Origin of the sequence: Serratia proteamaculans (assembly GCF_946227095.1) — a bacterium.
In the GTDB taxonomy this organism is placed as follows: domain Bacteria; phylum Pseudomonadota; class Gammaproteobacteria; order Enterobacterales; family Enterobacteriaceae; genus Serratia; species Serratia proteamaculans_E.
Window position 1 is genome coordinate 119,106 of sequence record NZ_CAMISV010000015.1, and the last position, 8,168, is coordinate 127,273.

Consider the following 8,168-nt stretch of genomic DNA (forward strand, 5'->3'; position numbering starts at 1 on the left):
TTGTACACAATCACTCAACCTATGCACTAACAACCTGTATTACCGAGTCCAAAGCCTCTCCCGGCTTCTCGCTGTCCAGCCAATGTACCGAGTCCCAGCCTCGTAACCAGGTCATTTGGCGCTTGGCCAACTGACGCGTTGCGCAAATACCACGATAAACCATCTCATCGTAACTAATCTCGCCAGACAAATATGACCACATCTGGCGATAACCGACACAGCGAATGGAAGGCAAATCCGTATGCAAATCACCCCGTGCAAAAAGTGCACGCGCTTCCGTTTCAAAACCTGCCGCCAACATTTGATGGTACCGCAGCTCGATACGTTGATGAATCAACTCACGGCTGGTCGGCGCTATCGCAAATTGGTGAACATGATACGGCAACGATTCACCCGAAATTTTAGTCAGTTCCGTTAAAGTTTTACCCGAAATAAAAAAAACTTCCAGTGCTCTGGACAGTCTCTGCGGATCATTCGGATGAATTCTCAATGCCGCAACCGGGTCAATCTCTTGTAACTGACGGTGTAAAACGTCCCAACCCTGCTCTGCCGCCTGCTGTTCGATGCGTTCGCGCACCGCCGGATCGGCGGGCGGCAACGGCGATAATCCTTCCAGCAACGCCTTGAAATAAAGCATGGTGCCCCCCACCAGCAGCGGGATACGCCCGGCGGCGGTAATGGCGGCCATTTCTTTCAGTGCGTCGGCACGAAAATCCGCGGCGGAGTAAGCTTCGGCGGGATCGCGAATATCAATCAGCCGGTGCGGCGCCTGCGCTAATTCTTCAGCGCTCGGTTTGGCCGTGCCGATATCCATACCGCGGTAAATCAGCGCGGAATCCACGCTGATCAATTCCACAGGCAGGCGTTCACGCAGCGCGATCGCCAATGCGGTTTTGCCCGAGGCGGTCGGCCCCATGATAAAAATAGCCGGGGGACGTGGTGTCATTTCAGTTTCAATCATGCCTAAGTGCTGCCAGTGCAGCCTGTAAATCAACAGGTTGTAAAAGTCCGCTCGGTGGTGATTTGACCAGCTGCGGGCAAAGTCGTTCAACGTCGGTCAACAATTGTATCGCTTGCGAGGTATTCCATTGCTCATGTTCGCTCCCTAAATGGCGGGCGAACCAGGTAGCCAATACCGCGGGCGACATCTCCTGATGCTCGGCCAAGTAGCCTAACAGTTCGGGTATCAGTTTTTGTAAATTTTGTTGGCGTAATGGTAAAGGTACTGCGCGCAGCGTCACACGCCCATGATCTAACTGCAGATCCAGGCCCATTGTTACCAGCAACGGCTGATGGTGCACACAGGCAGCCGCCTCTTGCTTGTTCAACGTCAGCTTGATCGGGATCAGCAGCGGCTGGGGCCGCAAACCTTCTGGCGAAGGACTGAGTTGCGCCTGGCGCAGCCAGCGTTCAGCCACCGGCAGATTAAGCAACATCAATTGCTGACGGTTTTCAATCAGCGCATAGCAGGGAGGGTGGATCATCAACACCCGGCCGAAACTGTGCTGACTGCCGGCCAGCGGCGTTTCCTGCTCGTTTTTTACCGGAGGGAACAGCGGCTGTTTCGGTGTTTCTTGCCGTAGAGGCTCAGCAGCCGGAGTGGCCTGCAACAGTTTGCTGTACAGCTCACCTTCACGTTTCTGATAACCACTGCCCGAATGATAAGCCGGTTGTGGCGCACGCTCACGCGCGACGGCAGGTTCGGTCGATACGGTTTCGCGGCGCGGTGCCGGCTGCGAGAAATGGTTGCCACCGGCGGCGACGCGGTTTTCCGGCTGCCAGACCGGTGCAGATGGCTGATCTGTTTCCTCGGCCAGCGGCAGTGGTGCATTGCCAACCTGCTGCAATACGGTGGTTACCGCCTGATAGATAAAGTCGTGCACCAGCCGCGCCTGATGGAAACGCACTTCGTGCTTGGCCGGATGGACATTCACGTCCACCTGATGCGGGTCAACCTCGAGATACAGCACATAAGCCGGCTGCTGGTCGTCTTTCAGTTGATCCTGATAGGCCTGGCGGATGGCGTGATTGATCAAACGATCGCGCATCATGCGGCTGTTGACGTAGCAATATTGCATTTCGCCCAGTTGGCGCGCGCCGGCGGGATCGGCCACCCAACCGCGAATAGTCAGGTCACCGTGCTGCCAGGAGATGTTTAACGCATGCTGTAAAAAGGCCGGTCCACAAATGCTGCCCAAGCGACGCTCGAACTGGCTCTCATCTTTCGCCGCACGATACTGGCGCATCAGTTTGCCATTGTGGCTGAGGTTAATTGCTACATCGAAGCGTGCCAGCGCAATGCGTCGCACTATTTCATCGATATGGCCAAATTCGGTTTTCTCAGTGCGCATAAATTTGCGCCGCGCCGGGGTGTTGTAGAACAGATCCAGCACTTCCAGCGTACTGCCTGTCGGGTGCGCCGCCGGCTTGACCGTCACCGCCTGATCGCGGCCTTCGGCATAAGCCTGCCAGGCTTCGGTTTGTTCTGCGGTGCGAGAAGTGAGAGTCAAACGGGAAACCGAGCTGATGCTGGCCAAAGCCTCACCGCGAAAGCCGAGGCTGACAATGGCTTCCAAATCGTCGAGGGTGCTGATTTTACTGGTGGCATGACGGGCCAGCGCCAGGGCCAAATCATCCTTGCCAATACCACAGCCGTTGTCACGGATGCGAATCAGCTTGGCGCCACCGCGTTCGATATCAATATCAATGCGCGTCGCCCCGGCGTCCAGACTGTTTTCCACCAGTTCCTTGACCACAGACGCGGGCCGCTCGACCACTTCACCGGCGGCAATCTGGTTGGCAAGCTGGGGCGGTAACACCTGGATGGGCATGCTGACTCCTGTAATGTGGGCACTAGGCCTGCGGAATGGTCAGCGTCCGATCCAGCGGCGCGACGTCCGACTTCAGTTTATTCACGCGTTTCAGGTCACTGACGCTGACACCATAACGACTGGCAATAGATGTCAAAGTATCACCGCGGGTCACTTTATGCTTCGACGGCTTCTTCACGCTGGGCTTGGCCTTGGCTACCGTGCTGGCTGCAGCAGTTTTACCCGCCGGTACTTTGAGCCGCTGACCGACCCACACGCCATCCTTCTTCAGCTTGTTCAGCTCACGCAATGCCGCCATGGTAGTGCCATAGCTGTCGGCGATACCGGAGAGCGTTTCCGCCCGCTTCACCACGTGAACCTGTGTTTTACCGCTAATGCGGCTGCTACCGGCCGAGCTGACGACCGGTGCAGGCTGACTGACGTCTGGTGTTGAGGAGTTAACCGCCGCTGCGACGTCCAGCGGTCGGTTTTCCACCTTTGGGTCGGCTTGTAGCGGATGCGCCAGGAAATAACTGCGCAGGCCGTTGTGGATCGCCTTGGCAATTTTTTCCTGATACGCGCTACTGCCGAGCAGCCGCTCCTCCGTGCTATTACTGATAAATCCTGTTTCCACCAGCAATGATGGAATGTCCGGCGAACGCAACACGCCAAGGCTGGCATGTTCCGGACGACGTTTATGCAATGAACCGACGCTCTGCAACTGCTGCAAGACTTTAACCGCAACATCGTAACCCACGCGTTGCGAGTGACCGAACTGCAGATCCAGCACCGCCTGGCTCAGGTAAGGGTCCGCCTGGCTGTTGGCCAGCAGATCACCCGCACCGCCCAGCAGTTCAGACTGTTTCTCATGCTGTTCCAGCCAGCCCGCCATCTCACTGTTGGCACGGCGGTTGGACAACACCCAAACCGAGGCCCCGTTGGCACTGCGATTTGGCGCGGCGTCGGCGTGAATGGAGATCAGCACGTTTGCGCCCTGCTTACGCGCTACGTCGGAACGTCCCATCACCGAAATGAAGTAGTCGCCATTACGCGTTAAGACCGGTTTGAACTGAGGATCGGCATCCAGCAACGCCTGCAGGCGACGAGCGATGGCAATAGTGACATTTTTCTCTTTCAGACCGTTCGGCCCGATGGCCCCCGGATCCTGACCGCCGTGACCGGCGTCAATCGCCACCACGACCCGATCGCCGGAACCTGCGGAAACGCGGCTGCTGCGCGGCGTAACTTCCGATGCGGTACCTGCAACCACGGTTGGCTTATTGGTGAAGGGGTTCGAACCGCTCGGCGCTTTACGCACCGGGACTGGCTCAGGCTCAGGTTCACTCACCACCGGCATTTTGCGCGTTGGCTGGCTCACGGCCACCGGAGCAGGCACCGGCACCGGGGTTTTACGCACGACGTTGGTGTTAGCACTGCCCTCGGCGGCAATGGTAAACACCACGGTATAGATACTGCCGCTCTGGCGGGTCGCCACCCGGGTCTTCGAACGCTGGGTCAGGTCAAACACCAGCCGCACGCTCTGGGCATCTTTCGGCGTACTGGAACGAATGCTTTTCACCAGGTTTTGCCCGCTAAAATTCAGCGGCAGACCGCCAACCTTGCCCTTCTGATTAACGTCCAGGACCACCCGATCCGGTCCGTGCAGGGGGAAGAAGGCATAATCCGGCGGGCCGTTGAAGCTCACCGAAACCGTAGCTTCGCGCTGGGCATTAGTGACTTTAATATCAGACAGCGACGATGCCGCCAGCGCACTGGCCGCACCCAAAGGCCCCAATACGGCGATCAGGGCAATTACGAGTAGTTTTCTTAACGCATACGTCATTGCGGCGTCATTCCTGTGGCCCGTGAATACGGTCTAAAAGCTGGCTGCCGTAGGCGGAAACCGCCTGAATTTTTGCCTCTCGCCCCTGATCCTGATAGCTGAGATGCAGCTCCAGATCCGGCTCCGGCAATACGCCCGTGCCCTGCTGTGGCCATTCCACCAGGCAAATGGCATCCTGCGCAAAATAATCGCGAATACCCATAAATTCGAGTTCTTCCGGATCGGCTAAGCGATACAGATCAAAATGGTACACCGCCAGCGGTTGCAGTTCATACGGCTCCACCAGCGTGTAAGTTGGGCTTTTAACGTTGCCCGGATGCCCCAATGCCTGCAGAAAACCACGGCTGAAGGTGGTTTTACCGGCCCCCAAGTCACCGTAAAGATAAATGACGCTGGCACGATCGCAGGCCTTAGCCAAGACGGCACCCAATGCGACTGTCGCTGCCTCATCCGGCAGAGGTAAAACGAGTTCTTTCATTCGATAGTTTCTATTTATGCCAACTCAGGATTAACGTAATAAGGAATTTCAGGCAGTAAATCACTCGCCAGCATCCCCCTGATTCCTTGTCTTGCCGCCACGCGATCGGCAGCTGCACCATGCACCACACATCCGGCACAGGCTGCATCATACAGCGAGAGCTTTTGTCCCAGCAAACCACCGATGATGCCCGACAGGACATCGCCCATCCCGCCTGAGGCCATGCCGGCATTGCCGACGTCGGCGATCGCCATTTGACCTTGCCGATCGGCGATCAGCGTGCCGGCGCCTTTCAGCACGGCTACGCCGCCGTATTGCGCCACCAGGTTACGCACTGCAAGTAAGCGATCACTCTCAATCTCGGCGGTGTGGCATCCCAGCAGGCGTGCCGCCTCCCCAGGATGCGGGGTAATTACACGATTCTGACGCTTCTCGGGATTTAATGCCAGTAAGTTAAGTGCATCCGCGTCCCATAACGCCGGTTTATCACTGGCTTGCAATATTTTCAGCGCATTCCTACCCCATTCTCCCTGGCCCAATCCTGGGCCCACGACCAGCACATCTGCCCACCCGAGTGCATGCTGCAGCGTCTCGTCACTCAAAGGCTGTACCATCAGCTCAGGTCTGGCGGTCAGCAAGGGTCCGACATGCTCAATGTGAGTAAGTACTCGCACCAATCCGGCACCGCTGCGTAAGGCCGCTTCTGCCGCCATGCGTATCGCGCCGCCAAAGCCGTGATCCCCGCCGACCACCAGCAGCCGCCCTTGTTCACCTTTATGTGAGCAGGGACGACGCGGTTTCAGCCACTGGGGCAAGGATTCGGCAGTAAGCCGCTGAATCTGTGTCGGTTGCTTCGCCAACCAGCCAGAGAATCCTAGCCTACTCTGGTGAAGTTGCCCGACCCAGTCACGGGCCTGACCGGTCAATAAGCCCGGTTTGAGGGCGATAAACGTCATAGTGTGCCTGGCACGGATCACCGCCCCAGGCGCAGCACCGCTTTCAGCCAACAGGCCAGAGGGAATATCGAGTGCGATAACCGGCGCGGGGTGGCGGTTAGCAGCTTCAATCAGGGCATTGTATGGCGCTCGTGGTGCGCTGCTTAATCCGGTGCCAAGCAGGCCGTCGATAATCAGATCGATGCCTTCCGGCCAACGGCTCTCAGCCGGAAGAATTTCGCCGCCGGCGGCCAGCCAGGCCTGCCGTGCTTCGGCAGCCTCAGGCGGCAGTGGGCGCGTGCCTTCGCAGGCGATCAGACTGACCTTGACGCCGGCCGCCGCTGCCAGCCTGGCGACGATGTAACCGTCACCACCGTTGTTACCATGGCCGCACAACACCAGCCAATGGTGGCCGGCTGGGTATTGGTCGCGCGCCAGAGCGTAAGCGGCTTCCCCGGCACGTTGCATCAGTTGGTATAGTGAAATGCCTTGTGAGGCGGCGGCGCTGGCTTCTGCACGCCGGATCCCGTCCGCAGACCAGACAGAGTGTGATAAACTGTCAGAGTATTGTTTTTCACTGTGGCCCGTCATGACTCACCCCCTCGATCTCAATCAACTCGCCCAACATATCAAGCAATGGGGCCAATCGCTAGGATTCCAGCAGGTCGGGATCTGCGACACCGATCTCAGCGCAGAAGAGCCTAAACTGCAGGCCTGGCTGGACAAACAATACCACGGCGAAATGGAATGGATGGCGCGCCACGGCATGCTGCGCGCCCGGCCTCATGAGTTACTGCCCGGCACGCTGCGCGTCATCAGCGTACGCATGAACTACCTGCCGGCCAAAGCGGCCTTTGCCAGCACATTACAAAACCCTGAGCTGGGTTATGTCAGCCGCTATGCACTGGGGCGGGACTATCACAAATTGCTGCGCCAACGGCTGAAAAAACTCGGCGACCAGATCCAGGCCTATTGCGGTGAGCTAAATTTCCGCCCTTTTGTTGACTCTGCACCGGTGATGGAACGTGCATTGGCCTCCAAGGCCGGGATTGGCTGGGTTGGTAAACACTCACTAATACTCAATCGCGAAGCCGGTTCCTGGTTCTTTCTCGGTGAACTGCTGATCGATCTGCCCTTGCCGGTGGATAAGCCGCAGCAGGAACAATGCGGCCGCTGTGTCGCCTGTATCACCACCTGCCCGACCGGTGCCATCGTCGCGCCCTACACGGTGGACGCCCGACGCTGCATCTCCTACCTCACCATCGAGCTGGAGGGTGCGATCCCGGAGGAGTTCCGCCCGCTGTTAGGCAACCGTATTTACGGCTGTGATGATTGCCAACTGATCTGCCCGTGGAATCGTTTCTCACAGCTCACCGACGAAGATGACTTCAGTCCACGTGCCGCGCTGCATGCGCCGCAACTGATTGAACTGTTCGATTGGACGGAAGAGAAATTCCTGCGCATTACTGAGGGGTCCGCCATCCGGCGAATCGGCCATTTGCGCTGGTTGCGGAATATTGCCGTGGCATTAGGCAATGCCCCTTATCAGGATGCGGTAGTCATTGCGCTGCGCTCCCGGTTGGAACAGGACGCCATGCTGGACGAACATATTCATTGGGCGCTGGAGCAGCAGTTGGGACGGCGTGAGGCGCAGGGTATAGAAGTACAGACAACGCAGAAAAGGCGATTGATTCGGGCTGTGGAAAAAGGATTACCGAGGGATGCCTGAAACCTTGCGTCCAGGCCCAACAGTCACTCTGTGGATTTGTGCATAAAAATAAAAATGCTTTGTCTTTCAACTGCAACAAAAAGAGCAAGTGATCGGTATAACGTTTTTTGATAAAAAAATAGCCTTAAAAATCAATGTAATAAATATTTCATTTGTATGGCGTTGATTTTTTGAGCTGAGGGTATTATGTACGCTACCTGTGGATAAGTCTGTTCACAACATTTCGACAGGGTATGTATAACGAGATGAGAAGCCGCGCCGATAAAGGCGTTGGACTAAGTTAACCGAAGATAAAATTGGAGCGGGAAACGAGACTCGAACTCGCGACCCCGACCTTGGCAAGGTCGTGCTCTACCAACTGAGCTATTCCCGC

6 protein-coding genes and 1 tRNA gene are annotated in these 8,168 nt (G+C 57.0%); 1 reads left to right on the forward strand and 6 read right to left on the reverse strand.

Features of this window, described 5'->3' with window-relative positions:
• Positions 1-19: 19 nt before the first annotated feature.
• From miaA to nnr, 5 genes are read right to left on the reverse strand one after another with little or no spacing between them, the layout of a single operon-like run.
• A complete protein-coding gene (miaA, locus tag OC597_RS23275; RefSeq protein WP_012004893.1) occupies positions 20-961 on the reverse strand; it encodes a tRNA (adenosine(37)-N6)-dimethylallyltransferase MiaA in 942 nt (313 codons plus the stop codon).
• Positions 954-2,831 (reverse strand): DNA mismatch repair endonuclease MutL, encoded by a 1,878-nt coding sequence (gene mutL, locus OC597_RS23280; RefSeq protein ID WP_262210656.1) that lies wholly within the window; start codon positions 2,829-2,831, stop codon positions 954-956. The genes miaA and mutL overlap by 8 nt, the downstream gene beginning before the upstream one ends.
• A 22-nt stretch (positions 2,832-2,853) precedes the next feature.
• Entirely contained in the window at positions 2,854-4,653 is a 1,800-nt protein-coding gene (gene amiB, locus OC597_RS23285) for an N-acetylmuramoyl-L-alanine amidase AmiB (RefSeq protein ID WP_262210657.1), read from the reverse strand.
• Positions 4,654-4,660: 7 nt separating this feature from the next.
• Positions 4,661-5,131, reverse strand: a complete 471-nt coding sequence (gene tsaE, locus OC597_RS23290) for a tRNA (adenosine(37)-N6)-threonylcarbamoyltransferase complex ATPase subunit type 1 TsaE (RefSeq protein ID WP_261256849.1) — start codon at positions 5,129-5,131, stop codon at positions 4,661-4,663.
• A 14-nt stretch (positions 5,132-5,145) separates the two neighbouring features.
• The gene (gene nnr / locus OC597_RS23295) at positions 5,146-6,657 is read right to left on the reverse strand and encodes a bifunctional ADP-dependent NAD(P)H-hydrate dehydratase/NAD(P)H-hydrate epimerase (RefSeq protein WP_262210659.1); all 1,512 of its coding nucleotides are present in this window, start codon (positions 6,655-6,657) and stop codon (positions 5,146-5,148) included.
• Here nnr and queG point away from each other — a divergent pair.
• A complete protein-coding gene (gene queG / locus OC597_RS23300; RefSeq protein ID WP_262210661.1) occupies positions 6,656-7,795 on the forward strand; it encodes a tRNA epoxyqueuosine(34) reductase QueG in 1,140 nt (379 codons plus the stop codon). The genes nnr and queG overlap by 2 nt on opposite strands.
• 297 nt (positions 7,796-8,092) lie before the next feature.
• On the opposite strand, the gene OC597_RS23305 is transcribed toward queG, so the two are convergent.
• A tRNA-Gly gene (locus OC597_RS23305) sits at positions 8,093-8,168 on the reverse strand.

What these genes read in the sequence shown, in the direction of transcription:
- miaA (WP_012004893.1), bottom strand. Translation starts at nt 961, where the DNA reads ATGATTGAAACTGAAATGACACCACGTCCCCCGGCTATTTTTATCATG.
- mutL (WP_262210656.1), bottom strand. Translation starts at nt 2,831, where the DNA reads ATGCCCATCCAGGTGTTACCGCCCCAGCTTGCCAACCAGATTGCCGCC.
- amiB (WP_262210657.1), bottom strand. Translation starts at nt 4,653, where the DNA reads ATGACGTATGCGTTAAGAAAACTACTCGTAATTGCCCTGATCGCCGTA.
- tsaE (WP_261256849.1), bottom strand. Translation starts at nt 5,131, where the DNA reads ATGAAAGAACTCGTTTTACCTCTGCCGGATGAGGCAGCGACAGTCGCA.
- queG (WP_262210661.1), top strand. Translation starts at nt 6,656, where the DNA reads ATGACTCACCCCCTCGATCTCAATCAACTCGCCCAACATATCAAGCAA.
- nnr (WP_262210659.1), bottom strand. Translation starts at nt 6,657, where the DNA reads ATGACGGGCCACAGTGAAAAACAATACTCTGACAGTTTATCACACTCT.